Annotated in this window: 19 protein-coding genes; 14 read left to right on the forward strand and 5 right to left on the reverse strand. The window is 69.0% G+C overall.

The genetic code is table 11. The features are described from left to right. The first annotated feature begins 44 nt into the window (after positions 1 to 44). Genes thiL through rsmD form a run of 4 tightly spaced genes read left to right on the forward strand, consistent with a single transcriptional unit; the run spans position 45 to position 5,098 of the window. The gene (gene thiL, locus QFZ69_RS06990) at positions 45 to 1,055 is read left to right on the forward strand and encodes a thiamine-phosphate kinase (protein WP_306919624.1); all 1,011 of its coding nucleotides are present in this window, start codon (positions 45 to 47) and stop codon (positions 1,053 to 1,055) included. Between the two features lie 22 nt (positions 1,056 to 1,077). After that, entirely contained in the window at positions 1,078 to 2,193 is a 1,116-nt protein-coding gene (locus QFZ69_RS06995; protein WP_306916644.1) for a DAK2 domain-containing protein, read from the forward strand. Then, a complete protein-coding gene (locus tag QFZ69_RS07000) occupies positions 2,183 to 4,450 on the forward strand; it encodes an ATP-dependent DNA helicase RecG (protein WP_306916646.1) in 2,268 nt (755 codons plus the stop codon). The genes QFZ69_RS06995 and QFZ69_RS07000 overlap by 11 nt, the downstream gene beginning before the upstream one ends. A 30-nt stretch (positions 4,451 to 4,480) precedes the next feature. Next, positions 4,481 to 5,098 (forward strand): 16S rRNA (guanine(966)-N(2))-methyltransferase RsmD, encoded by a 618-nt coding sequence (gene rsmD, locus QFZ69_RS07005; protein WP_306916648.1) that lies wholly within the window; start codon positions 4,481 to 4,483, stop codon positions 5,096 to 5,098. Between the two features lie 480 nt (positions 5,099 to 5,578). On the opposite strand, the gene QFZ69_RS07010 is transcribed toward rsmD, so the two are convergent. Next, positions 5,579 to 6,364 carry a spermidine synthase gene (locus tag QFZ69_RS07010; RefSeq protein WP_306916649.1) on the reverse strand — a complete coding sequence of 262 codons (786 nt, stop codon included), beginning with the start codon at positions 6,362 to 6,364 and terminating at the stop codon, positions 5,579 to 5,581. Between the two features lies 1 nt (position 6,365). Then, positions 6,366 to 7,577: an aminotransferase class I/II-fold pyridoxal phosphate-dependent enzyme gene (locus QFZ69_RS07015; RefSeq protein ID WP_306916651.1), complete on the reverse strand. Its 1,212-nt coding sequence runs from the start codon at positions 7,575 to 7,577 to the stop codon at positions 6,366 to 6,368. Between the two features lie 48 nt (positions 7,578 to 7,625). Between QFZ69_RS07015 and coaD the strand changes: the two genes are divergently transcribed. From coaD to ftsY, 7 genes are all read left to right on the forward strand, one after another. After that, the gene (gene coaD / locus QFZ69_RS07020; RefSeq protein ID WP_306916653.1) at positions 7,626 to 8,126 is read left to right on the forward strand and encodes a pantetheine-phosphate adenylyltransferase; all 501 of its coding nucleotides are present in this window, start codon (positions 7,626 to 7,628) and stop codon (positions 8,124 to 8,126) included. A gap of 175 nt (positions 8,127 to 8,301) precedes the next feature. Next, the gene (locus QFZ69_RS07025) at positions 8,302 to 8,826 is read left to right on the forward strand and encodes a DUF177 domain-containing protein (RefSeq protein ID WP_264354273.1); all 525 of its coding nucleotides are present in this window, start codon (positions 8,302 to 8,304) and stop codon (positions 8,824 to 8,826) included. Between the two features lie 36 nt (positions 8,827 to 8,862). Further along, the gene (gene rpmF, locus QFZ69_RS07030; protein WP_009356569.1) at positions 8,863 to 9,066 is read left to right on the forward strand and encodes a 50S ribosomal protein L32; all 204 of its coding nucleotides are present in this window, start codon (positions 8,863 to 8,865) and stop codon (positions 9,064 to 9,066) included. A 21-nt stretch (positions 9,067 to 9,087) separates the two neighbouring features. Beyond that, entirely contained in the window at positions 9,088 to 9,828 is a 741-nt protein-coding gene (gene rnc / locus QFZ69_RS07035; protein ID WP_306916655.1) for a ribonuclease III, read from the forward strand. A gap of 10 nt (positions 9,829 to 9,838) precedes the next feature. Beyond that, a complete protein-coding gene (gene mutM, locus QFZ69_RS07040; RefSeq protein ID WP_306916656.1) occupies positions 9,839 to 10,825 on the forward strand; it encodes a bifunctional DNA-formamidopyrimidine glycosylase/DNA-(apurinic or apyrimidinic site) lyase in 987 nt (328 codons plus the stop codon). 120 nt (positions 10,826 to 10,945) lie between these two features. Continuing rightward, positions 10,946 to 14,611: a chromosome segregation protein SMC gene (gene smc / locus QFZ69_RS07045; RefSeq protein ID WP_306916658.1), complete on the forward strand. Its 3,666-nt coding sequence runs from the start codon at positions 10,946 to 10,948 to the stop codon at positions 14,609 to 14,611. Between the two features lie 79 nt (positions 14,612 to 14,690). After that, entirely contained in the window at positions 14,691 to 15,905 is a 1,215-nt protein-coding gene (gene ftsY / locus QFZ69_RS07050) for a signal recognition particle-docking protein FtsY (protein WP_306916660.1), read from the forward strand. Positions 15,906 to 16,031: 126 nt separating this feature from the next. Here the strand turns inward: ftsY and QFZ69_RS07055 are convergent, their stop codons facing one another. Continuing rightward, positions 16,032 to 17,609 (reverse strand): hypothetical protein, encoded by a 1,578-nt coding sequence (locus tag QFZ69_RS07055; protein ID WP_306916662.1) that lies wholly within the window; start codon positions 17,607 to 17,609, stop codon positions 16,032 to 16,034. 202 nt (positions 17,610 to 17,811) lie between these two features. Continuing rightward, entirely contained in the window at positions 17,812 to 19,062 is a 1,251-nt protein-coding gene (locus QFZ69_RS07060; RefSeq protein ID WP_373461930.1) for an MFS transporter, read from the reverse strand. Positions 19,063 to 19,306: 244 nt separating this feature from the next. Here QFZ69_RS07060 and QFZ69_RS07065 point away from each other — a divergent pair, with 244 nt between their 5' ends. Then, complete coding sequence (locus QFZ69_RS07065) at positions 19,307 to 20,662, forward strand: ammonium transporter (protein ID WP_306916664.1); 1,356 nt, start codon at positions 19,307 to 19,309, stop codon at positions 20,660 to 20,662. Continuing rightward, entirely contained in the window at positions 20,659 to 20,997 is a 339-nt protein-coding gene (locus QFZ69_RS07070) for a P-II family nitrogen regulator (protein WP_306916666.1), read from the forward strand. Before QFZ69_RS07065 ends, QFZ69_RS07070 begins: the two co-directional genes overlap by 4 nt. A gap of 75 nt (positions 20,998 to 21,072) precedes the next feature. Here the strand turns inward: QFZ69_RS07070 and QFZ69_RS07075 are convergent, their stop codons facing one another. Then, on the reverse strand, positions 21,073 to 22,461 hold the full coding sequence (locus tag QFZ69_RS07075) for a glucose-6-phosphate dehydrogenase (RefSeq protein WP_306916668.1): 1,389 nt from the start codon (positions 22,459 to 22,461) through the stop codon (positions 21,073 to 21,075). Between the two features lie 151 nt (positions 22,462 to 22,612). On the opposite strand from QFZ69_RS07075, the gene ffh reads away from it, so the two are divergent. Further along, on the forward strand, positions 22,613 to 24,196 hold the full coding sequence (gene ffh, locus QFZ69_RS07080; RefSeq protein WP_306916670.1) for a signal recognition particle protein: 1,584 nt from the start codon (positions 22,613 to 22,615) through the stop codon (positions 24,194 to 24,196). Positions 24,197 to 24,282 lie beyond the last annotated feature (86 nt).

The raw sequence follows: 24,282 nt of genomic DNA on the forward strand, positions 1-24,282 counted from the left end.
AGCCTCAACCCCTTCTTCCGCAAGCGTCCGAATCGAACGCTTTCCTGACCGTGGCCGGCCTCTCCGAGTCCGAACTCCTCGAACGGATCTTTCCCCGCCTCAACCGGGGCCCTGACGTGAACGCCGCGGTCCTGCTGGGGCCCGGGGACGACGCCGCGATCGTGGCGGCGCCGGACGGCCGCACGGTGATCAGCATCGACACCCAGGTGGAGGACCAGGACTTCCGGCTCGAGTGGAACAACGGTTACCGGACCAGCGGGTACGACGTTGGCTGGAAGGCCGCCGCGCAGAACCTCAGCGACATCAACGCGATGGGAGCCCGCGCCACCTCCCTGGTGGTGAGCCTTACCATGCCGCCCGCGACCGCCGTCGCCTGGGTGGAGGACTTCGCGGACGGACTGACAGCGGGCCTCCGCGGGCTCGGCGCCCCGGACTGTGCCGTGGCCGGCGGCGACCTGGGCCGGGGCCGGGAACTGGCGGTGAGCGTCGCGATCCTGGGGAGCCTGGACGGCGGGGATCCGGTGCTGCGGTCCGGCGCGCGCCCGGGGGACACCCTGGCCCTGGCCGGAACCGTCGGCCGGGCCGCCGCCGGCCTTGCCCTGCTCGAGTCCGGGGTTCCCGTCCACTCGCTCAGCGGGGAACAGCGGGTCCTGATGGACACCCAATGCCGGCCCCGGCCGCCGCTCGCCGCCGGCCCGCTGGCGCGGCAGGCCGGAGCCACGGCGATGATGGACATTTCCGACGGCCTGGTGCGGGACGGCGGCCGGCTGGCGGCCGCCAGCGGCGCAGTGCTCAACCTTGACCCCGCCGCGCTGAGGTCCCTCGCCGTGCCGCTGCTGCCGGCCGCCGGACTGCTGGGCACCGAACCGATGGCCTGGGTCCTGGGCGGCGGGGAAGACCACGGACTGCTGGCCACATTCCCCGCAGGCCTTCGGCTGCCACCCGGTTTCACTGCGATAGGCTCGGTGGAGGCCCCTGCACCAATGGACAGCACGGGCGTCAAGATCGCGGGCAGGCCCGCTGACTCTGTGGGATGGGATCACTTTGCAGACTAGGATTACCGCCAACGCGCAAGCGATGAAGCGGTGGTTGGGCAAGGCAGAAACAACGCTAGGGAACCACAGCGACCGCCTGAACGCCATCAACATCTTCCCGGTCGCCGACGGCGACACGGGCACCAACCTTTACCTGACGGCCAGGGCGGCGGCGCACGCCGTGCAAGCCGCGGATGCAGCCGCGGGCTCAGGCCCGGAGGGCACGCACACCGCCTCCATGCCGCTGGTCAGCGCGGACCCGGCCCAGCGCATCGCCGGGACCGGCCCGGCCCAGAACGACGTCGGCGCGGTGCTGGCCCAGGCCGGCCAGGCCGCCATGGAGCACGCGCGCGGCAACTCCGGGACCCTGTTCGCTGTTTTCCTCTGCGCCGCCGCTGAGCCTCTGTCTGGCCACACCCGGCTCAGCGGGCCGCTGCTGGCCGCAGCCCTCAACCGGGCCCAGATCAGGGCGTGGTCCGCACTGAGCGACCCCGTGCCGGGAACCATGCTGTCCGTCATGGAAGCAGCCGCCCGCGCCGCCGCCGCCGTGGACTCCGCCCACGACGGCGACGACAGCAACCACACCCTGGGGCTGGCACTGGACGCGGCCGTCGAAGCGGCCCTGGCCGCGGTGGTGCGGACCGAGGACCAGCTCGACGCCCTGCACGCCGCCCATGTGGTGGACGCCGGCGGGGTCGGGATGCTGTTGATCCTGGACTGCCTGCGGTCCGCCGTCCTGGGCGAGGAACTGCAGAGCGAACTCCTCGACGGCCTGCACGGCTACGACGTCCAGGACCCGCACATCCACGCCGGGATGCCCCGGGACGAGGGCGTGGAAGTGATGTGCACCATCTCACTCTCCCCGCTGGATGCCGCCATGATGCGCCAGCGGCTCGATGAATTGGGCGACTCCGTCATCATGAGCCAGGTCGACCGTGCGGCCGACGGGTCCGGGCAGTACCGCTGGCGGGTCCACCTCCACGTTCCCGACGCCGAGCCGGCCGTGGCGCTGATCCGTTCACTCGGCGACCCTTCGGACCTGTCCGTCAGCGAGCTCGCCGTGCCGCGTGAATTTGAGGTCCTGGATACCGCCGCCGGCGGGCGCGGACGTGACAGCACCGGATCCGAACCCCTGGACCCCGCCGGACATGAACGCTGAACTGGACCTGGGGCTCGAGCGCCGGATCGGCAAGCGCTCCGCGGCGGTCATCGAGAAACACCTGGGCATCACCACCGTCGGCGGTCTCCTGAACTATTTCCCGCGCCGCTACCTCAACCGCGGCGAGCTGACCCCGATCAGTGAAGTCCCGCTGGACGAGGAAGTGACGCTCATCGCTCGGGTGCTCTCCAGCAGCACCCGGTCCATGCGGACGCGCCGCGGTTCCCTGACCGAGGTCGTGATCTCCGACGACGCAGGGGGAGCCGGTGCCGCCGGCGGTGCCGTGCGGTCCCCGGGCGCCCGCCTGCCGGGCACCCTCAAGGTGAGCTTCTTCAACGGCTTCCGGGCCAAGGCCGAGCTCCAGCCGGGCCGACGGGCCATGTTTTCGGGCAAGGTCACGCGCTACGGCGGCTCGCTCGGGCTGACCAACCCGGATTTCCAGCTGCTCGACGAGGACCCCGATATCCCCGGGATGGATCCGGAAAAGCGCGCGGCCATGCCCATCCCGGTGTATCCGGCCACCGCCCGGCTGACCAGCTGGTCCATCCAGAAGGTCATTGCCACCCTCCTGGACACCGCCGAGCTGGAGAACCTGACGGACCCGCTGCCCGCGGAGATTGCCGCCCGGGGGAAATTCCTGCCCGTCGCGGACGCCTACCGGCTCATCCATGCCCCGCAGACGCACCCGGACTGGCAGCGCGCCCGCGACCGGTTCCGCTACCAGGAAGCCCTGGTGCTCCAGTCCGCCCTGGCCCGGCGCCGCGCGCAGCTCGCCGCCGAGGAAGCCACCGCCCGCCGCCCCGCCCCGGGCGGCCTGCTGCCCGCCTTCGACCGCCAGCTGCCGTTCACGCTGACCGCCGGCCAGTCCGCCGTCGGCAAGACCCTTGCCGAGGAGCTGGCCCAGGACTCGCCGATGAACCGGCTGCTGCAGGGTGAGGTGGGTTCCGGAAAGACGATCGTGGCCCTGCGCGCCATGCTGCAGGTGGTCGACGCCGGCGGACAGGCCGCCCTGCTGGCCCCGACCGAGGTCCTCGCCGCGCAGCACTTCGAATCGATCCGCCGCACGCTCGGCCCGCTGTCCCGGGACGGCCTGCTCGGCGGCTTCGGCTCCGACGCCGTGCAGGTCACGCTGCTGACCGGGTCCATGCCCACCGCGGCGCGGAAGCAGGCCCTGCTCGACGCCGCCTCCGGAACGGCCGGGATCGTGATCGGCACCCACGCCCTGCTGAGCGAGAACGTCTCCTTCTATGACCTGGGCCTGATCGTGGTGGACGAGCAGCACCGCTTCGGCGTGGAACAACGCGACCTGCTGCGGTCCAAGGCCAGCAAGCCTCCGCACCTGCTGGTTATGACCGCCACCCCGATCCCGCGGACCGTGGCCATGACGGTGTTCGGCGACCTCGAAACCTCCGTCCTGGATGAGCTCCCGGCGGGTCGGGCGCCGATCACCACGCACGTCGTCGGGCTCGCGGAAAACCCCGGCTGGGCCGGGCGCATCTGGTCCCGCTCCCGGGAGGAGATCGACGCCGGCCACCAGGTCTATGTCGTCTGCCCCAGGATCGGCACCGACGACGACGGCGACTTCAGTCCCGGCGAAGCCGAACCGTCCGCCGCCGACCTCGAGGGGGACAACGGCTCCCGTGAGCTGGCCTCGGTGACCGGAGTCGTCGAGCAGCTCCGGGACGAGCCGGCGCTGGCGGGGGTTCCGCTCGCGCCGTTGCACGGCCGCCAGGACCCGGTGCTCAAGTCCGGGACGATGGCATCGTTCACCGCCAACGAGACCAAGCTGCTGGTCTCCACCACCGTGATCGAGGTCGGAGTCGACGTGCACAACGCCACGCTCATGGTGATCCTCGACGCGGACAGATTCGGCATTTCCCAGCTGCACCAGCTCCGCGGCCGGGTGGGCCGCGGCGGCCTGCCCGGGACCTGCCTGCTCGTCACCACGCTGGAGCCCGGCCATCCCAGCCGCCGGCGGCTGGAGGCCGTCGCTGCCACGACCGACGGGTTCGAACTCTCCCAGGAGGACCTCAAGCTGCGCCGCGAGGGCGACATCCTGGGGGCCTCCCAGTCGGGCGGCCGGTCCACGCTAAAGCTCCTGCGGGTGCTCGAACACGAGGACATCATCGCCCGGGCGCGGCAGGACGCGCAGCGGATTGTGGCGGCCGACCCGTCGCTCGCGGCCCACCCGGAGCTCGCCGGGGCGATCGACGACTACCTCAACCCCGAAAAGGAGGCGTTCCTTGAACGCGGCTAACAGAATCCACGCATCCACTGGGGCGCGGCGATGAGCCGCATCATCGCCGGCGCCGCGGGCGGCATGCCGCTGGTCAGCGTCCCCGGATCGCTCACGCGGCCCACTACGGACCGCGTCAAGGAAGCACTCTTTTCCCGCCTGGATGCCTTCGAGGTCGTGGCGGATGCCCGCGTCCTGGACCTTTACGCCGGCTCCGGTTCGCTGGGCGTGGAAAGTGCCAGCCGCGGCGCCGAAACGGTGGACCTCGTGGAGTTCGATGCCAGGGCCAGTGAGGTCTGCCAGCGCAACGCGGACCTCGTCAACACGGTCGCGCGCCGCAAGGTCGTCTCCGTGCACCGCTCCAAGGTCGAGTCGTTCCTGGACCGGACCGCGGACGACGCCCGCTGGGACCTCGTCTTCCTCGACCCGCCCTACCCGCTGGAGGAACCGGCGCTGGCCGAGGTGCTGGCCAAACTCGCACCGCACCTCGCGGAGGGCGCCGTCGTCGTCGTGGAACGCTCGTCTCGGACCCCCGAACCGGGGTGGCCGGAGGGAATGGAGCGGTTCGCGGAGCGGAAGTACGGCGAGACCCGGCTCTGGTTCGCCGAACCGGGCGTGCCGGAAGTCCCGGAAGCAGACGTGGCCGAAGCGCTCGAGGACGGGGAGTAGCCCGGTTCCCCGGGGGAGCCACCGCACGTGCCGCCGGAGTCCGGGTCGGCGGAGCCCGGACATGCTCCGCGCCGGGGTCGGCGGAGCCCGGACATGCCCCGCGCTGGGGTCGGCGGATGGACATATTCCGGTTATGTCCGGTCCCGGGCGCGAGGAGTGGACATCTCCTCCCGGGGCCCTGGAACCGGACGTGCCACTGGTCCGGGCCTGCCGGCGGGGCCTGGACATGCCCCGCGCTGGGGTCGGCGGATGGACATATTCCGGTTATGTCCGGTCCCGGGCGCGAAGACTGGGCATGTCCTCCCGGTGCCCTGGAACCGGGCGTGCCACTGGTCTGGGCGTGCCACTGGTCCGGGCCTGCCGCCCGGACCCTGGACATGTCCCGCGCCGGGGTCGGCGGATGGACATATTCCGGTTATGTCCGGTCCCGGGCGCGAAGACTGGACATGTCCTCCCGGGCGAGCAGCCGGAGAACGGAAGCTAATCCGAGAGCTCGTCCAGGCCGACGCCGACGAGCACTTTGGCCGGGTGGGGACCGCGGGCGGTGAGCGCCGCGGTCCACGCCTCCGGCCATGGCCCCTGCGTCCCGGTCAGGATGATGTTGCCGGGATACCGGCCGCTGAACATGCCGGACTCCGCGAACGCCGACACGTCCGCCATCGCCCGGCGCAGCGCCGCCACCTGGCTCCGGACCAGGGTCAGCCCGGGCTCATCGCCCACATTGACGATCAGCACCCCGCGCGGGGTCAGCGTCGCCGCGGCCTCCCGGTAGAACTCGGTGCAGGCAAGATGCACCGGCGCCTCGGGGCCGGAGAAGATGTCCAGGATCACGACGTCGAAGCGCAGCTGCGGAGGCAACCCGGCCAGGGCATCCCGGGCGTCGCCGATCAGCGTGTGCAGCCGGGTCCCGTCGGGCAGGGGGAGCCGGTCCAGCACGAAGTCCAGCAGCTCACGCTCCAGCTCCACGGCGTACTGCTCGGAGCCGGGCCGGGTCGCCTGGACGTAGCGGGCCAGCGTGAGCGCCCCGGCGCCGAGGTGGAGGGCGGTGACGGGTTCACCCCACGGCGCCGCGAGGTCCACGACGTGCCCGATCCGGCGCAGGTATTCATAGAAAATGTCCGAGGGGTCCGCGAGGTTCACGTGGGACTGCTCGGCGCCGCCGATGCTGAGCACGAAGCCGCCCTCGGTGAATTCATCGGGCTCGATCGTGGCGTGCTGGCCGGTGGTCCGCAGGAAGCGCGAGACCGCAGCCGGTGTATCGGCCACCCTAGAGCCTGTCCCGCAGCGTTGCGATCCGCTCGGCGGCCTCCTGCAGGACGTCGATCCGTTTGCAGAACGCGAACCGCAGCAGGCTGCGCGTGCGCTCGGCCCCTTCCGGGTGGCAGAAGACCGGAACCGGGATGGCTGCGACGCCGACGAGCGCCGGCAGCCGGCGGGCCAGGTCCACCGCGTCGGAGATGCCCAGCGGCGCGGTGTCCACATTGACGAAGTACGTCCCCTGCGGGGTGAAGACGTCCAGTCCGGCCGCGCGGAGGCCCGCGCTGAGAATGTCCCGCTTGAGCTGGAGGGTGTCGGCGATCCCGGCGTAGAACTCGTCCGGCAGGCCGAGGCCCACGGCGATGGCACCCTGGAACGGTGTTCCCGAGCTGTAGCTGAGGAACTGCTTGACCGTCCGGGCGGCAGCGACAAGGTGCTCCGGGCCGCTCAGCCAGCCGATCTTCCAGCCGGTGAAGGAGAACGTCTTTCCGGCCGAGGAAATGGTGAGCGTGCGCTCGGCCGCGCCGGGCAGTGTGGCGATCGGGATGTGGCGGACGCCGAAGGTGAGGTGCTCGTAGACCTCGTCGGTGACGATGACGGCGTCGTATTTTGTGGCCAGCTCGACGACGCGCTCCAGCACCTCGCGGGGGAACACGGCTCCGGTCGGGTTGTGCGGGTTGTTGACCAGCACCACCTTGGTGCGGTTGTTGAACGCCGCCTCGAGTGCATCCAGGTCCGGCATGAAATCCGGCGCCAGCAGCGGGGCGGTGACGTGGCGGGCGCCGGAGAGCCCGATGATGGCACCGTAGGAATCGTAGAACGGCTCGAAGGTGAGGACCTCGTCGCCGGGGCCCACGAGGGCGAGCAGCGCGGCGGCAATGGCCTCGGTGGCGCCGGTTGTGACGATGATTTCGGTCTGCGGGTCCGGGGTCAGGCCGTAGAACCGTTCCTGGTGGAGGGAGATCGCATCGCGGAGCTCAATGATGCCCTTGCCCGGTGCGTACTGGTTGTAGCCCGCGGCGATCGCGGCCTGGGCGGCGGCCTTGATCTCCGCCGGCCCGTCCTCGTCCGGGAAACCCTGTCCCAGGTTGATGGCGCCGGTTTGCAGGGCCAGGGTGGTCATTTCCTCGAAAATCGTGACGCCCAGGGTGCCCTGGGCGGAGAGCAGGTTGGCGCCGGTGGCAGCCCGCTGCCACGGGAGCTGCTGGTGAGTTGCTGACATTCAGTCATGGTATCCCGCACCGCGGCGCGGATACGGTAGGTTCGGAGCATGAGACGCGCCGTATGCCCGGGCTCCTTCGACCCCATCCACAATGGACACCTGGAAGTCATTGCCAGAGCCTCCGGCCTCTTTGACGAGGTCATCGTGGCGGTCTCCACGAACTACGCGAAGAAGTACCGCTTCAGCCTGGACGAGCGGATCGAGATGGCCAGGGAGACCCTCGCCTCCCTCCAGGGCATCGTGGTGGAGCCCGTGGGCGAGGGCCTGCTGGCCGAGTACTGCCGGCAGCGGGGCGTGTCCGCCATCGTGAAGGGTCTGCGCTCCTCCTCGGACTTTGACTACGAGCTGCCGATGGCCACCATGAACCGGCAACTCACCGGCGTCGAAACGGTGTTCCTTCCGGCCGAAGCGCATTACCTGCACCTGTCGTCCACCCTGATCAAGGAAGTCTTCACCCTCGGCGGCAATGTTTCGGAGTTCGTGCCCCGTTCGGTGCTGAAACGGCTGCACGGGGGCGAGCCTGTCCAGGATCAGGGGCGTAAGGGGTAAGCTGGATCGGTACTCGGCGGCCTGCTGCCGGTTGCGCGGCCCTCACCGGGGCTGGCCTGCGGTGCGAACCGGAGACCTGTCCACCGGTTTGAGTCCGTCCGGCAGATCAGGCTAAGATAGTACGTCGGTCATATGTTCAACAGGAGTTCTCATTAAACGAGATGCTAGTTCGCCCTTGGCGTTCGACGTCAAGGACCTCGGACGCAGTCCGGGAAGCATGCGGACGCTGACGGAACATGTACCCGCACCAGGTGATCTTGGTGTGGCGCTCATTGGCGTGCAGGAAGGCTCGGATGTCGGGCTGGACCTGCGGCTGGAGGCCGTACACGAAGGAATTCTGGTATCAGGAACCGCAAACGTCGAAGTAACTGGCGAATGCGGCCGATGCCTGGATCCCCTTGCGTATGACCTCGAGGTCAATGTGCAAGAACTTTTCTTCTACGAGGATGCTGAATTCTCCGACGAAGAAGACGAAGAAGAGCAACGTCGAGTCGAGCACGATCTGATCGATCTTGAGCCGGTGTTGCGGGACGCAGTTGTAACCATGCTGCCGTTCCAGCCGGTGTGCCGGGAAGACTGCCAGGGCCTTTGCTCCGAATGCGGAGTACGCCTGGAAGACGAGCCGGGGCATCACCACGAGGTCGTTGATCCTCGCTGGGCTGCCCTAGCTGACTTGGCTAAGCCTGACCGGCAAAACTGATTTGTAAGTGTTTTTCTAGAGAGAAATGAGTTAGCCGTGGCTGTCCCGAAGCGGAAAATGTCTCGCTCGAATACCCGCGCCCGCCGCTCCCAGTGGAAGGCAACTGCCCCCCACCTGGTGAAGACTGTCGAGAACGGCCAGGTCACCTACAGCCTGCCGCACCAGGCAAAGGTCGTTACCGACTCGGCTGGCACCGCGCTGTTCCTTGAATACAAGGGCCGCAAGGTCGCAGACGTCTAATCCGCCAACTGGCTGAATAAGATGTCTTCAACTGAAGAGCTTCTGAAGCGTCTCGGTGTCACTATTGACGCCGGGACGCTTCGTCTTGCGCTCACACACCGTTCCTACGCCTACGAAAACGGCGGCATTCCCACCAACGAACGGCTCGAGTTCCTGGGTGACTCCATCCTGGGCTTCTCCGTCACCGATGCGCTGTACCGGGACAACCCCACGCTGCCCGAAGGGGACCTGGCCAAGCGCCGCTCCGCCGTCGTCAGCACCCGGGCCCTCGCCGGCATCGGCCGGAGCATCGGCCTCGGTGACTACATCTACCTCGGACAGGGCGAAAAGCTCACCGAAGGCAAGAACAAGGCCTCCATCCTTGCGGACACCGTGGAGGCACTGATAGGCGCCACGTACGTCTCCAACGACATCGAAACGGCACGCCAGCTGGTGATGCGCCTGATCGGTCCGCTGCTGAAGGACGCTGCCGCGCTCGGCGCCGGCACCGACTGGAAGACCAGCATCCAGGAGCTCGCGGCCAGCCGCCAGCTCGGGACCATCAACTACGCGGTGGAGGGCTCCGGGCCGGACCATGCGCGGACGTTCGAGGCCGTGCTGCGGATCGGCGGCAACGACTACGGCACCGGCTCCGGCAATTCCAAAAAGGAAGCCGAGCAGGAAGCGGCCGCGGACGCATGGCGCCGGCTTTCCGCCCCCACGCAGCCCGCTCCCGGAACGCCGTCGGAACCGCAGCTGCTGCAGAACCAGACCGGCAGCTAGGGCACCTGCCGTGCCTGAACTGCCCGAGGTTGAAGTTGTCCGCCGCGGCCTCGTGAGCTGGGTCCGGGGCCGGACCATCACCTCCGTTGACGTGGTGGATCCGCGCTCCGTCCGCCGGCACGCGCTCGGTCCCGAGGACTTCGCCGGCAACCTCGAAGGTGCCCGGGTGCTGGATGTGGTGCGCCGCGGGAAGTTCCTGTGGATGCCGCTCACCGATACTCCTCACGGCACCGCCGCGGCCGGACCTACAGCAGCCGGGCTGGCCGTCCCGACCGGGCCCGGTGTGGCACTGATGGCCCATCTGGGCATGTCCGGGCAGCTGCTGATGCAGGACGGCGGCGTTCCGGACGAAAAGCACCTGAAGGTGCGGTTGCGCCTGAGCCCGGCCGAGGGCATGCCGGAGGAGCTCCGCTTCGTGGACCAGCGCATTTTCGGCGGGCTGTTCCTCACCTCGCTCATCGCCACGGCCGACGGCGGCCCCGGCGGACTCGCGGAAACCCCGCTCCCGCTGATCGCCGAGGAAGCCGCCCACATCGCCCGCGACCCGCTGGACCCTTACTTCTCCTTCGAGGAGTTCTACCGCCGGCTCAGGGCCCGGAAGACCGGCCTCAAGCGCGCTGTGCTGGACCAGGGGCTCGTCTCGGGAATCGGCAATATCTATGCGGACGAGTCCCTCTGGAGGGCCCGGCTGCATTACGCCCGCCCCACCGACACCCTGCGCCGGTCGGACGCCGCGCGGCTGCTGGACGCCGCCCGCGAGGTCATGACGGATGCCCTGGCCGCCGGCGGAACAAGCTTCGATTCGCTTTACCTCAACGTCAACGGCGCCTCGGGCTACTTCGACAGGTCCCTCAACGCCTACGGGCGCGTGGGGCAGGAATGCAAACGCTGTGCGGCCGCCGGCCTGGTGAGCCTGCTCAAGCGCGAACAGTTCATGAACCGGTCCTCCTACACCTGCCCCGTCTGCCAGCCCAGGCCCCGCAACGGCCGCTGGTAGGCGGGCCGCCAGGCCTGGCCCCGCGGCCCGCAAATCCGCGGATTTCCCTGGCCCACGCGGTAGATTGAGCACGTAGATCCACGGCACGCAGCCGCCGTTCCTGAAGGAGTTCCGAAGCACTTGCACCTCAAAAGCCTGACCGTCCGGGGATTCAAGTCTTTCGCTTCGGCGACGACTTTCGAATTCGAGCCAGGCGTCACCGCCGTGGTCGGCCCCAACGGTTCGGGGAAGTCCAACGTCGTGGACGCCCTGGCCTGGGTGATGGGGGAGCAAGGGGCCAAGACGCTCCGCGGCGGCAAGATGGAAGACGTCATCTTCGCCGGGACCTCCGGGCGCCCGCCGCTGGGCCGCGCCCACGTTTCCTTGACCATCGACAACAGCGACGGCGCCCTGCCGATCGACTACAGCGAAGTCACGATCTCCCGCACCCTGTTCCGGACCGGCGGCTCGGAGTACGCCATCAACGGGGCCGGCTGCCGGCTGCTGGACATCCAGGAGCTCCTCTCCGACTCCGGCCTGGGCCGGGAAATGCACGTCATCGTGGGGCAGGGGCAGCTGGACAAGGTCCTGCATGCCACGCCTGAGGACCGGCGCGGCTTCATCGAAGAGGCCGCGGGCATCCTCAAGCACCGGCGCCGGAAGGAAAAAACGGTCCGCAAGCTCGAAGCCATGCAGGCCAACCTGCAGCGGCTGAGCGACCTCACCGGTGAAATCCGGCGGCAGCTGACCCCGCTGGGCAAGCAGGCGGCGGTGGCCCGGCGTGCGCAGACCGTCCAGTTCGAAGTCCGCGATGCCCGCTCCCGCCTCCTCGCCGACGATCTCGTCCAGCTGCAGTCCGCGCTGGCGCAGGACGTCGCGGACGAATCAGCCCTCAAGGCGCGCCGCGCCGTCGTCGAACACGGGCTCGAACATGGCCGGCAGCGCCAGGCCGGCCTGGAGCGGCTCGCCGCCGAGGCGACCCCGACGCTGAACGCCGCCCGGGACAACTGGTACCAGCTCTCGGCCGGACGGGAACGGCTGCGGTCCCTCGGGTCCCTTGCCGAGGAACGCCGCCGCCTGCTGGGAGCCGCAGACGCCGTTCCGGACACCGGACGGGACCCGGATCAGCTGGACCGGCAGGCCGCCCGGGTCCGCGAGGAACAAGCCGCGCTGGAGCAGCAGATCCTGGACCGGCGCGAAGCGCTCGGCGCCGCTGCCGCCGCCAAGCAGGAGGCGGAGAACGCGGCCGCCGCCGAGGACAGGCGGCTCGCGGCACTGCTCCGTGCAGCCGCTGACCGGCGGGAGGGCCTGGCGAAACTCGCCGGCCAGGTCGGCGCCGCACGCTCCCGCGTCGAGTCCGCGCAGGCGGAACTCGGCCGGCTCCGCGAATCGCAGAAGGCAGGGGAGGAGCGCCGCCGGCACGCCCAGAGCGAATTCACCGCCCTGGAATCCCAGGTGGCCGGGGTGGAGGACGGCGAGGAGACCCTCGACGCCGACTACGAGGATGCCAGTGCGGCCCTCGACGCCGCCACCGTGGAAATCGACGCGCTGAAGGCGGCCGGGCGCGAGGGTGAACGGGAACGCGGTGCGCTGGTGGCGCGCCGCGATGCCCTGCAGCTCGGCCTGAACCGCAAGGACGGCACCGGCCATGTGCTCGGCGCCGGGCTGCCCGGCGTCCTCGGAGCGCTGGCCGGAATGATCACGGTGGAGAACGGCTTCGAGGCCGCCATCGCCGCCGCGCTCGGCGCGTCCTCGGACGCCGTCGTGGTGCAGGACGCGGAGGCCGCCGCCGCCGCGGTCCAGCGGCTGAAGGACGACGACGCCGGCCGCGCCTCGCTGCTGCTCGCCGGGCCACCGGAGACCCGCGGCCGTCCCGGCGCAGCGAAGGCGGACGCCGCACCGGCGGACGCCGGCTTGGCGGACGTCACACAAGCCGGCGCCGCCTTGCCGGCCGGGGCGCGCTGGGCGTCCGGCCTGGTCACCGCCGCATCCCCGGAGGCAGCGTCCGGGCTGCCGCTCTCCGCCCTGCCGCTCTCCGCCCTGCTGGCCGGCATCGCCGTCGTTGACGATCTCGCCGCCGCCGCGCAACTGGTCACGGAGCGGCCCGGGCTGACGGCCGTCACCAGGTCCGGGGACGTCATCACCGCCGTGACGGTCAGCGGCGGATCCGCCAAGGCACCGTCCCTGCTCGAGGTCCAGGCCGCCGTCGACGACGCCGCCGCACAGCTGGCCACGGTGACCGCCGCGCTGGAGCGGAACCGCTTCGCGCTGTCCGCCGCGCAGGCCAGGAAGGCCGAGGCGCAGGACCGCGCCGACGCCGCCCTGGAGAAACTCCACGACTCGGACGCCCGGCTCGCGGCCGTGGCCGAGCGGCTGGGTCACCTCAATTCCGTGCTGCGCAGCGCCGTCGGCGAAAGCGAACGGCTGACCGCGTCCCTGGCCAGGGCCGAGGCGAACATCGCCGGCGAACAGGAGGCCCTCGAAGCCGTGGCAGCCAGGCTGGCCGCCGCGCAGGAGGCGCCCGCCGAGGAGGAACCCTCCGCGGAGCAGCGCGATGCCCTGGCGCTGGCCGCTTCGCTGGCCCGCAACGCCGAAATGGAGGCGCGGCTCGCCCTGCGCAGCGGCGAGGAACAGTTCACCGCCACCCGCAACCGGGCGGCCGCGCTCGAACGTGCCGCCGCCACCGAACGCCGCGCCCGCGAGGACGCCGCGGAACGCGCCCGACGACGCCGGCTCCAGGCCCAGCGCGCTGCTGCCGTCTCCGCCGCGGTGGAGCAGGTGATCGGCTACATCGACGTATCGGTCGAGCTCGCAAGCCAGGAACGCGACAACGCTGAAGAACGGCGCGAACAGATGGACCGTGAACTAGCCGAGGTCCGCACCGGCAACGATGCCCTGGCCCGCGAGCTGGCGGAACTGACGGACTCCGTGCACCGCGACGAACTGGCCCGTGCGCAGCAGCGGCTCCGGATCGAGGCCCTCGAACTCAGGAGCGTGCAGGAACTGGGGCTCACCGCGGACCAGCTCGTGGCCGACTACGGCCCGGACCGGCCCGTGCCCCTGCCCGCGGGGGAATCCGCGGACAAATGGGCCGCCCTGCGCGCCCCGGTGGATGAGGAAGGCCGCGAAATCGTCGACGGCAAACCCTTCGTCCGGGACGAGCAGGAGAAAAGGCTCAAGCGGGCCGAACGTGACCTCTCCGCCCTGGGCCGCGTCAATCCCCTGGCCCTGGAGGAGTTCGCCGCCCTGGAGGAACGCCACCAGTTCCTGAGCACCCAGCTGGAGGACCTCAAGTCCAGCCGCAAGGATCTGCTGGACATCATCAAGGAGGTCGACGACCGCGTCCAGAAGGTCTTTGCCGAAGCGTTCGCGGACACCTCGGCGCAGTTTGTCCGCGTTTTCGCCCGGCTGTTCCCCGGCGGCGAGGGACGGCTGGTCCTCACCGACCCGTCGGACATGCTCACCACGGGCATCGAGGTAGAGGCCCGACCGGCCGGCAAGAAGATCAAGCGGCTCTCGCTGCTTTCCGGCGGTGAACGGTCGCTGACAGCCGTGGCCCTGCTCGTGGCGATCTTCAAGGCCCGGCCCTCACCGTTCTATGTCATGGATGAGGTGGAGGCCGCCCTGGACGACACCAACCTGGGCCGGCTGATCACCATCTTCGAGGAATTGCGCGAATCCAGCCAGCTGATTGTCATCACGCACCAGAAACGCACCATGGAAGTCGCCGACGCGCTCTACGGTGTCACCATGCGCGGCGACGGCGTCTCCACCGTCATCAGCCAGCGGCTCGGCGCAGACGCCTGAACCTACGCTGTCCCGGACGACGGCGTGCGCCTTCAGCGCCTCATGCGGCCGCTTTCGGCGTTTGTGAGAAGCTAGGGGAGTGAACGACATCCTCCCCATTATCCTGCCCATTCTCGCTGCCCTGGTGGTCCTCGGTGCGCTGATACCGGTGCTTATGAAGACCCGGAAGAACATCACGAACTACCCGGGCACGCGAGACGAGAACGATCCCGTGGAGCCCGGCCAGCGGGCGGGAGGAACCCTGCTCGAGGACCGGGCGGCGCCTGCGCGTGAGCGCGGGACGCCCGGGGAGACCGACCTTGAGGGCCTCGAAACGGTCGAGGTGCCGGACGACGTCGCCGGCCTGGAAACCGTCCCGGTGGAGACACCGCTGCCGGTGGCCGGCCGCCTGACCCGGTTGCGGGAACGGCTCGTGAAGTCCAACAACATCTTCGGCAAGGGCCTGCTGGCGCTGCTCTCCGCGGACAAGATCGACGAGAACGTCTGGGACGAGGTGGAGGAGACCCTCCTGCTGGCCGACCTCGGCACCGAACCGACCATGCAGCTCGTGGACGCGCTCCGCGAACGGGTCAAGGTCCTCGGCACGCGGTCGCCCGAAGAGGTCAAGGCCCTGCTGCGCGAGGAACTCATCAAGCTCGTGGATCCGACGATGGACCGCAGCCTGCGCGTCGAGCGCCAGGGCGACAAGCCCGCCGTCGTCCTGGTGGTCGGGGTCAACGGCGTCGGCAAGACCACCACCGTGGGCAAGCTCGCCCGCGTGCTCGTGGCCGAGGACAAGGACGTGCTGCTGGGCGCTGCCGACACCTTCCGCGCCGCTGCCGCCGAGCAGCTGGCCACCTGGGGGCAGCGCGTCGGGGTCCCCACGGTCAAGTCCGACGTACACGGGGCGGACCCGGCGTCGGTCGCCTATGAAGCGGTCAAGGCCGGCATCGAGCAGGAAGTCGACGTCGTGATGATTGACACGGCAGGGCGGCTGCAGAACAAGGTCGGCCTGATGGACGAGCTCAGTAAGGTCAAGCGCGTCATCGAAAAGCTCGCCGAAGTGGATGAAGTGCTGCTGGTCCTGGACGCCACGACGGGCCAGAACGGCCTGAACCAGGCCCGGGTCTTCGCCGAAGTGGTCAACATCACCGGAATCGTCCTGACAAAGCTGGACGGCACCGCCAAGGGCGGGATCGTCGTCGCCATCCAGAAGTCCCTCGGCGTCCCCGTCAAGCTGATCGGTCTCGGCGAGGGCGCGGACGACCTCGCGCCCTTCGACGCGGAGGGCTTCGTCGACGCCCTGTTGAACTGAGCCGTTGAACTGAGCTGTTGAACTGAGCTGGCAACGCAAAGTGCCTCCGTTCCCTGTCCGGGAAACGGAGGCACTTTGCGTTGCGGGCCGGTCAGTCCCGGACGGGACCGCCGGGGCGGGGGAGTGTCAGTACGTGAAGTTCAGCACCGTCACGGTTCCGGCAGTCAGCTTGAAATTCTGCGTTCCGGACTTGTACTGGAAGCCCGGTACCGTGGTGCGTTCGGCCAGCGGAGTCGGTTCCGACTTGGCCCCGTCGATCACGGTGCTGTCCTCGGCGCCGTAGCTGGGCCCGCTGAGCTGGGTCATCGTGCCGGTCACGGGCTTGCCCGGCAGGTTCAGCGTCACATCGGCCTGGGCGGCCGTTTCGGGGTTGTTCTGGTTGACCAGGACCACCGTCGTGCTGCCGTCGGCGTTCTGCAGGGCGTAGCTGTACATCAGCCCGCCGCCGGTGCTGTCCAGCTTCAGGAACTTTCCGCCTTCCAGCTCGGCGACCATCGAAATGCCGAAGAAGTTGGCACGGCCGGACATCTGGCCGTCGGACTTCAGGTAGGGGCCTCCACTGCAGATGGCCGACATCGGGGGTCCGCCCTTGCACGTGAGCATCGAGCTGTGGAAACCGATTCTCGTAATGCCCAGTTGCGCGGCGTTGAGGGCGTAGTCCGTGGTCCAGAGGGCGGAAGCGTGGGTGCGCGAGGTCTCGTTGGAGCCCGGGCACGCAGCGATCCCGGTTTCCGGAAGCCAGGTTTCCAGACCCGCCGCCTGGCCGACCTTGAGCGCCGACTGCTGGTAGTCGGCGGCACGGTCATGCATCAGCCGGTTCATCAGGTTTCCCATAGTGGGCGAGCCCTTGGGGTCACTGCCGTCGCAGCTGTAGAGCGGGTAGTTGTGGAACGTGAGGATCTTCTTTTGCGGAATGTCAGCATCGACGAAGGGCTGCCACCACTTCGAGTCGTAGGCGCCCGGCCCGGAGATCGGAACGTTGGGGGCCACAGCGTAGATCGCGTTGGCGTAATCCTTCAGTTCCCGGATGTACTGGTCCAGGCTGTAGCCGCCGGTCTTCACGTCGTTGAAGACGAAGCCGTTGGGCTCGTTGCCGATGGTGATGCTGAGCAGCCGGTCGCCGAAGATTTCCGAGGCATGCTTGACCATGTCGGCCGCGCGTGCCGGGTTGTAGTGGCCCAGGTCGACGGTGAGGCTGATGGTTGCATCGCCGGCCACAAGGAGCTTGTTGACTCTGGCCAGGTCGTCCGGTCCTACGGCCCTCACAGGGTGGGCCTTGTCTCCCTTGTAACCGGACGGGACCGCCTCACCGGTGGACGTCCAGAAGAACCTGCGGTCCACCGCGTTGCCGCCGAAGCGCAGGACGGGCTTGTCGATTTCCTGCAGCAGCTTGATCATCGAGGCATTGTCGTCGCCCAGGGCCGGGTCGGCCAGGTCCGTGGCCTCGAGCGAAATTCCCGTCAGGCCTTTGGTCAGCGACGTGCCCACCAGGTCCGTGGAAACGTCCACCTTGAGCGGTTCAACCGGCTCCTGCGGCGACCCGGCCGGCGGCCCTGGCTGATCGTAGTAGGTGACCGGCGGTCCCACTTCAGCTGGGGCGGACGCCGGGACGGTGGCCTGGGCGGACGATTCGGATGCGGCTGGCGGAACTGGTGCGGGGCTGCTGAGAGCGAGGGGAACCAGCACCGCCGTTGCAGCGACCACGGCTGCAAGTCCGGCGCCGGCAACGATCCGTGCGCGCTTCCTCCTCCCCGCTTTCGCGGGCTCAGCGGGGCCGGGAGTAGCTGAATTCCCGGGTGATTGGTCGAATGGCGCCATAAGGCAGTACCTCCGGAAGTTTTGACAAGTCCCTTTCAGCTTAGCCAAGGACGGGGTGTCCCGCCGACCGCGGTGCCGGGCAGGGGGCTCAGGATTTCGCCGGGGACTGGTCGCGGAGGGTTTCCCGGGCCAGCAGCCAGCCTGCGGCCGAGGCGACCAGAATGCCGCCGGTGACGCCGAAGGCCCAGCCGTAGCCCAGGCGGTCCGCCAGCAGCCCGGCGCACACGGGACCGATGATTGCGCCGCTGTCCGCGGTCATCTGGAAGACGGCGAGCACGCGCCCGCCGGAGCGTTCATTGCCGACGACATCGGCGATGGCTGCCTGCTGCGCCGGTCCGAGCAGCCCGGAGCCGATTCCGGCGACGGCAGATGCCGCGAGGAACCAGGGCAGCTCGTGGGTGAACCCGATGGCCGCCGTGGCCGTGCCGGTGACCAACAGGCCGGCCAGCATCATCGGCTTCCGGCCCAGGCTGTCCGCGAGCCGTCCGGAAATGGTCAGCGCCGCGGCATTTCCGGCGGCGAACACGGCCAGTGCCCAGCCGGCGGACTCCGTTCCGGCGCCCAGCGCCGCCACGGCGAACAACGGGACCGTGGCCATCCGTACCCCGAACGTGGCCCAGCCGTTGGCGAAGCTGGAGAACAGCGCCGCCCGGTAGGCACTGTCCTGCAAGGCCTCGCGCAGCCCCATCGCCGGGCCGCCGTCGCCCTCCGGCCGGGAAGCGGCCGGAACGTGGCTGAGCTGGGTCTGCACCACGAGCGCCGCCAGGACCAGGGCTGCCGCGTAGGCCAGGAACGGGACCCGGAGGCCGAAGCCCGCGAGCAGGCCGCCCACAATCGGACCGCAGACGTTTCCGATCAGGAAAGCCGAGGCGTAGGCCCCGGAGACGCGGCCGCGGCTCTCCGGCGGAGCCAGCCGGATCACGAGCGCCATCGACGCCACCGTGAACATCACCGATCCCGCGCCGCCCAGGCCCCGGAAGACCAGCAACTGCCAGTAATCCTGGGCGAAGGCGCAGGCCGCTGTGGAGGCCGCCACGATCAGCAGGCCGGCAACGTACACCGGCCGTTCTCCCAGCCGCACGATCAGGGCCCCGCCGGCGGGGGCGAACACGAGCCGCATGAAAGCGAAGATGCTGACGATCACGGCGGCGGCCGTGGCGCCGACGTCGAACGTCGTGGCGAACTGGGGGAGGACCGGCGCCACCAGACCAAAGCCGAGCGCAATCAGGAAGGCGGCGACCAGCATCACCCTGATGTCCCGGGGCAGCCGGTTACGCTCCGGTTGCCGGGCGGCGTCCCGGGGCCGGGAATCACCGGTGCGGCGCGGGATCTTGCTCATGATGCTGTCGTCCTCGATCGGGGACCGCGGGATGGCGGGATTGAAGGGGTGAAACATAACCGTAACAAGGCGGAGACGCACCATTTACTTCCGGGAGGTTCTTGTAACAATCCGGCAATGTAAATCCTTCGCCGGCGAAACACGGCCCGGCGAAACTCTTCTTAGAACGCAAAAAGCGTTGGGGCAGGCGGAGCGATCCGCAAGATCAACCTAGATCGCATCTAAGCAAGGGAGGACGTGCACCATGGAACTTACCGCAGGTCACGTATGGCTGATGGTGGCGGCGGCACTCGTGCTGTTCATGACACCAGGACTCGCATTTTTCTACGGCGGCATGACGCGCGCCAAGGCTGCACTGAACATGATGATGATGAGCTTCATCTCCATCGGCATGGTCGGTGTGGTCTGGGTGCTGTGGGGCGCCTCGATGAGCTCCGGCGAGGGCTTCCTGCAGATGGTGGGGAACCCGTTCGCCACCTTCGGCCTTGAGGGGATCACCACCCCTGACGGACTGATCAAGGTCGGCTACGCGGCCACGTTCGCCATCATCACCGTGGCACTGATCAGCGGCGCGATCGCTGACCGCGCCAAGTTCGGGGCCTGGACGGTGTTTGTTCCGGTCTGGGTCACGCTGGTCTACTGCCCGCTGGCCTACATGGTCTGGGGCGGCGGGCTCTTCGGCCCCGAAGGCGCCATCGGCCAGGCCCTGGGCCCCGCGATTGACTTCGCCGGCGGTACGGTCGTGCACATCAACGCCGGCGTCGCCGCACTGATCCTCGTGCTGATCATCGGCAACCGCAAGGGCTTCGGCAAGGACCCGAACCACCGCCCGCACAACATCCCGTTCGTGATGCTCGGCGCGGCGATCCTGTGGTTCGGCTGGTTCGGCTTCAACGGCGGCGCAGCCACGACGGCGGAGCAGGGCGGCCTGATCTGGATCAACACCCTGGCAGCCCCCGCAGCGGCCATGCTCGGCTGGCTGATCACGGAGCGCATCCGCGACGGACACCCGACCTCGCTCGGCGCCGCCTCCGGTGTTGTTGCCGGTCTGGTCGCCATCACCCCGGCCTGCGCCAACGTCAGCCCGGTCGGCGCGCTTGGCCTCGGTCTCATCGCCGGTGCCGCCTCCGCGCTCGCCGTCGGACTGAAGTTCCGCTGGGGCTTTGACGACTCGCTCGACGTCGTCGGCGTCCACCTGGTCTCGGGCATCATCGGCACCGTCGCACTCGGCTTCATCGCCCTCCCCGTCGAGGGCGTCGGCGGCGGCCTCTTCTACGGCGGCGGCGTCACCCAGCTCTGGGCCCAGCTCGCCGTGGCCGGCATCGCCATTGCCTACTCGGCAGTCCTGACCGCCCTGATCGCCCTGGCCATCCACAAGACGATGGGCTTCCGGGTTTCGCAGGAGCAGGAAGCTGTGGGCGTGGACCTCAGCCTGCACGCCGAGACGGCCTACGAATTCGGTGTCGGCGGCCACGGCGGGAGCTTCCAGCCGCTGCATGAACTCATCACCGGCAAGCAGCAGGATGGGGCAGCGGCTCCGGCCGGCCCGGCAGCCGATGGCAAGAAGTCAGCAGCAGGCAAGGAAAGTGTGGAGGCATGAAACTGATCACAGCAATCGTCCGGCCGGAAAAGCTCGACGCGATCCGGGAAGGCCTGGAGGCCTACGGGGTGCAGGGCCTCACGGTCAGCGCGGCCAGCGGCTACGGCCGGCAGCGCGGCTACACCGAGGTGTACCGCGGAGCCGAGTACAACGTGGACCTGCTGCCCAAGATCCGGGTAGAGGTCCTGGCCACGGACGAACAGGCTGATGACATCCTCGATGTCATCATCGCCAGCTCGAATACCGGCCGGGCCGGGGACGGCAAGGTCTGGACGGTGGAGGTGTTCGAAGCCGTGCGGGTCCGCACCGGGGAACGCGGATCGGCCGCCATCTAGCAGGGCGTCACCAGCAAGAAGCGGGCCGGTTACCTGAAAGGGTAGCCGGCCCGCTTTTCTGTGCCCCGGCGGGGCCTAGACGGGCCAGCCCTCCGGCCCGGCTGATCCGGCGCGGTACTCCTCCAGCGGAACGCTGTCCCGGGCCCACGCCTTCAGTACGGGATCCATGATGCGCCAGCAGTCCTCCGCCGTGTCGGCACGGACGGACAGCAAGGGATCGCCGGTGAGGACCCCTTCCAGGACTTCGCCGTAGGGGAGCAGCTCGGAGGCGCTCAGCTCGGCATGCAGCATGACCCGGTCCAGGTCCAGGACGTTGCCGGGGCCGTTCACATCGACGTCGAACTGCAGGGTGTCCGGTCCGAATCCGATCCGGAGCTGGTTGGGGGAATCCACGCCGGTGAACCCTTTCGGCAGGTGCGGCACCGGCCGGAACGTCACCACGGCTTCCTTGCGTTTGTCGCCCAGGGCCTTGCCGGAGCGCAGGATGAAGGGGACTCCCTGCCAGCGCCAGTTGTCGATGTCCACCTGGACTTCGGCGAGGGTCTCGGTGTTCCGGGAGCGGTCGACGCCTTCTTCCTTGGCGTAGTCCGGGATCTTGCGGCCGTCGATGGAACCGGCGGTGTACCGGGCGCGGCGGGTGCTCTCCGCGTAGGGCGGTTTGATGCTGCTGGCGCGCAGCACCGTGGCCACCGCATCGCGCAGATCCCGCTCGTCCACCGACGCCGGCGGCTCCATCGCCATCAGGGCCATGACCTGGAGCAGGTGGCTCTGGATCATGTCCCGGAGGGCGCCGGCGCCGTCGTAATAGCGGGCCCGGCCCTCCAAGGCGAGGTTTTCGTCGAAGATGATCTCCACTTTTTCGACGTGTTCCCGGTTCCAGACGGGTTCGAGGAAGGTGTTCGCGAAACGCAGGCCCAGGATGTTCAGTACCGTGGCCTTGCCCAGGAAGTGGTCCACCCGGTGGATGTGGTCCTCCGGGACCAGTGCGGTCAGGACCTTGTTCAAGTGCCGGGCCGACTCCCGGTCGGAGCCGAACGGTTTCTCCATTACCAGCCGGGTCCCGGGCGGCACCTGTGCCGGCTTCAGGGACTCGCAGGCCTGCTGGCTGACCTGCGGAGGAAGTGCGAAATACACCGCAACCGGGCCCTCGAGCTGGGCCAACTGCCCGGCGAGCTGCCCGTCCGCCGTCACGTCCAGCTGGCGGTAGCCGGTGGTCTCACGGATCCGCTTCAATTCGTGCCTGCCGTCGGCATCCGCCTGGGACTCGGCATCGGCGAAGCTCGCGTCGACGCGTTCCAGCCATTGCTCCTGCGTCCAGGGATCGGAGCCGGCGCCCGCCAGCGTCAGGCCCTCCGCCCGTCCGCGGGCCACGAGCCGGGCCAGCCCAGGCAGCAGCAGCCTTCCGGTCAGATCGCCTGTGGCGCCGAGGATGAGCAGTGTTTTCACAGTTGTTTGGCTGGTCACCCAGCCAGCATGCCATCTTGAAGGCGCGTCTTGGTACCCTAGATAGTCGAGTCCCGTTGTCGAGACGGTTCGTTCAGGCGAACATCAGTCGCGACGCTGGCGTGCCGGACCGGCCGCCATCCGTAGATCCACTGAAAGAAGTGCACGGCGCGTGTTCAATTCACTCTCTGACCGGTTGACAGCAACCTTCAAGAACCTCCGTGGCAAAGGCCGCCTGACCGAGGCGGACGTTGACGGCACCGTCCGCGAGATCCGGCGTGCCCTGCTGGATGCGGATGTTGCCGTGCCCGTGGTCCGCGAATTCACCGGACGCGTGCGCGAACGTGCGCTCGGCGCCGAGGTCAACGCCGCACTGAACCCGGGCCAGCAGATCGTGAAGATCGTGAACGAGGAGCTCGTCGAGATCCTCGGCGGCGAAACCCGCCGGATCCGCCTGGCCAAGACCGGTCCGACCATCATCATGCTCGCCGGCCTCCAGGGTGCCGGTAAGACCACCCTCGCCGGCAAGCTCTCCAAGCACCTCAAGGCGCAGGGCCACAGCCCCCTGCTCGTCGCCTCCGACCTGCAGCGCCCCAACGCCGTCAACCAGCTGCAGATCGTCGGCCAACGCGTCGGCGTGCCGGTGTTCGCCCCGCATCCGGGCGCCACGTCCGCCGAGCTTGAGCACCCCGCCGGCGACCCGGTCGCCGTCGCCCGCGCCGGCGTGGAAGAAGCGCGCCGCACCCTGCACGACGTCGTGATCGTGGACACCGCCGGCCGTACCGGCGTCGACGCCGACATGATGGAACAGGCCCGCCAGATCCGTCGGGCGATCGTCCCGAACGAAGTCCTGTTCGTGATTGACGCGATGATCGGCCAGGACGCCGTCAACACGGCGCTGGCCTTCGATGAAGGCGTCAACTTCACCGGCATCGTGCTCTCCAAGCTCGACGGCGACGCCCGCGGCGGTGCCGCGCTTTCGGTCGCGTCGGTGACCGGCAAGCCCGTGATGTTCGCATCCACCGGCGAGGGCCTGGATGACTTCGAACTCTTCCACCCGGACCGCATGGCCTCGCGCATCCTCGACCTCGGTGACGTGCTCACCCTGATCGAACAGGCCGAGCAGAACTGGGACAAGGACGAGGCCGCCCGGATGGCGAAGAAGTTCGCCGACCAGGAAGATTTCACCCTGGACGACTTCCTCGCCCAGATGCAGCAGATCCGCAACATGGGCTCGATGAAGAAAATGCTCATGATGATGCCCGGCGCGCAGAACATCCGCCAGCAGCTCGAGCAGTTCGACGAGCGTGAAATCGACCGCGTCGAGGCGATCGTCCGGTCCATGACCCCGCATGAACGCGTCGCGCCCAAGATCATCAACGGCTCCCGCCGGGCGCGTATCGCCCGCGGCTCCGGTGTGCACGTCTCCGAGGTCAACGGCCTGCTGGAGCGTTTCGCCCAGGCCCAGAAGATGATGAAGAAGATGGCTGCCGGCGGCGGGATGCCCGGGATGCCCGGAATGCCCGGCGCGGGCGGCGGAGCACGCAAGGGCGCCAAGAGCGGCCCCAAGAAGAAGGCCCGCTCGGGCAATCCGGCCAAGGCCGCGCAGGAGCTCAAGGACGCCGAGGCCCGGCGTGCCGCGGGCCCCAAGGCGCTGCCCACGGGAGCCTCCTTCGGCCAGCAGGGCGCGGACTTCGATCCCTCCCAGCTGAACCTGCCCAAGGGCTTCGACAAGTTCCTCGGCGGCAGCAAGTAGGCTGCGCCGGGAAGCGGGCGGGCGGCGGCGTCGGCACTGGTCCGCGCGGGTGCGGGCCGGCGCTGGTCGGCGTCGATCGGCGCCGA

Source organism: Arthrobacter sp. V1I7 (assembly GCF_030817015.1).
Taxonomy (GTDB): Bacteria; Actinomycetota; Actinomycetes; order Actinomycetales; family Micrococcaceae; genus Arthrobacter.

Excerpts from the sequence above, each read along its gene's own strand:
- rsmD (WP_306916648.1), top strand. The coding sequence starts at position 4,481 with ATGAGCCGCATCATCGCCGGCGCCGCGGGCGGCATGCCGCTGGTCAGC.
- QFZ69_RS07070 (WP_306916666.1), top strand. The coding sequence starts at position 20,659 with ATGAAACTGATCACAGCAATCGTCCGGCCGGAAAAGCTCGACGCGATC.
- rnc (WP_306916655.1), top strand. The coding sequence starts at position 9,088 with ATGTCTTCAACTGAAGAGCTTCTGAAGCGTCTCGGTGTCACTATTGAC.
- QFZ69_RS07065 (WP_306916664.1), top strand. The coding sequence starts at position 19,307 with ATGGAACTTACCGCAGGTCACGTATGGCTGATGGTGGCGGCGGCACTC.
- QFZ69_RS07000 (WP_306916646.1), top strand. The coding sequence starts at position 2,183 with ATGAACGCTGAACTGGACCTGGGGCTCGAGCGCCGGATCGGCAAGCGC.
- QFZ69_RS07015 (WP_306916651.1), bottom strand. The coding sequence starts at position 7,577 with ATGTCAGCAACTCACCAGCAGCTCCCGTGGCAGCGGGCTGCCACCGGC.
- QFZ69_RS07060 (WP_373461930.1), bottom strand. The coding sequence starts at position 19,062 with ATGAGCAAGATCCCGCGCCGCACCGGTGATTCCCGGCCCCGGGACGCC.
- coaD (WP_306916653.1), top strand. The coding sequence starts at position 7,626 with ATGAGACGCGCCGTATGCCCGGGCTCCTTCGACCCCATCCACAATGGA.
- QFZ69_RS06995 (WP_306916644.1), top strand. The coding sequence starts at position 1,078 with ATGAAGCGGTGGTTGGGCAAGGCAGAAACAACGCTAGGGAACCACAGC.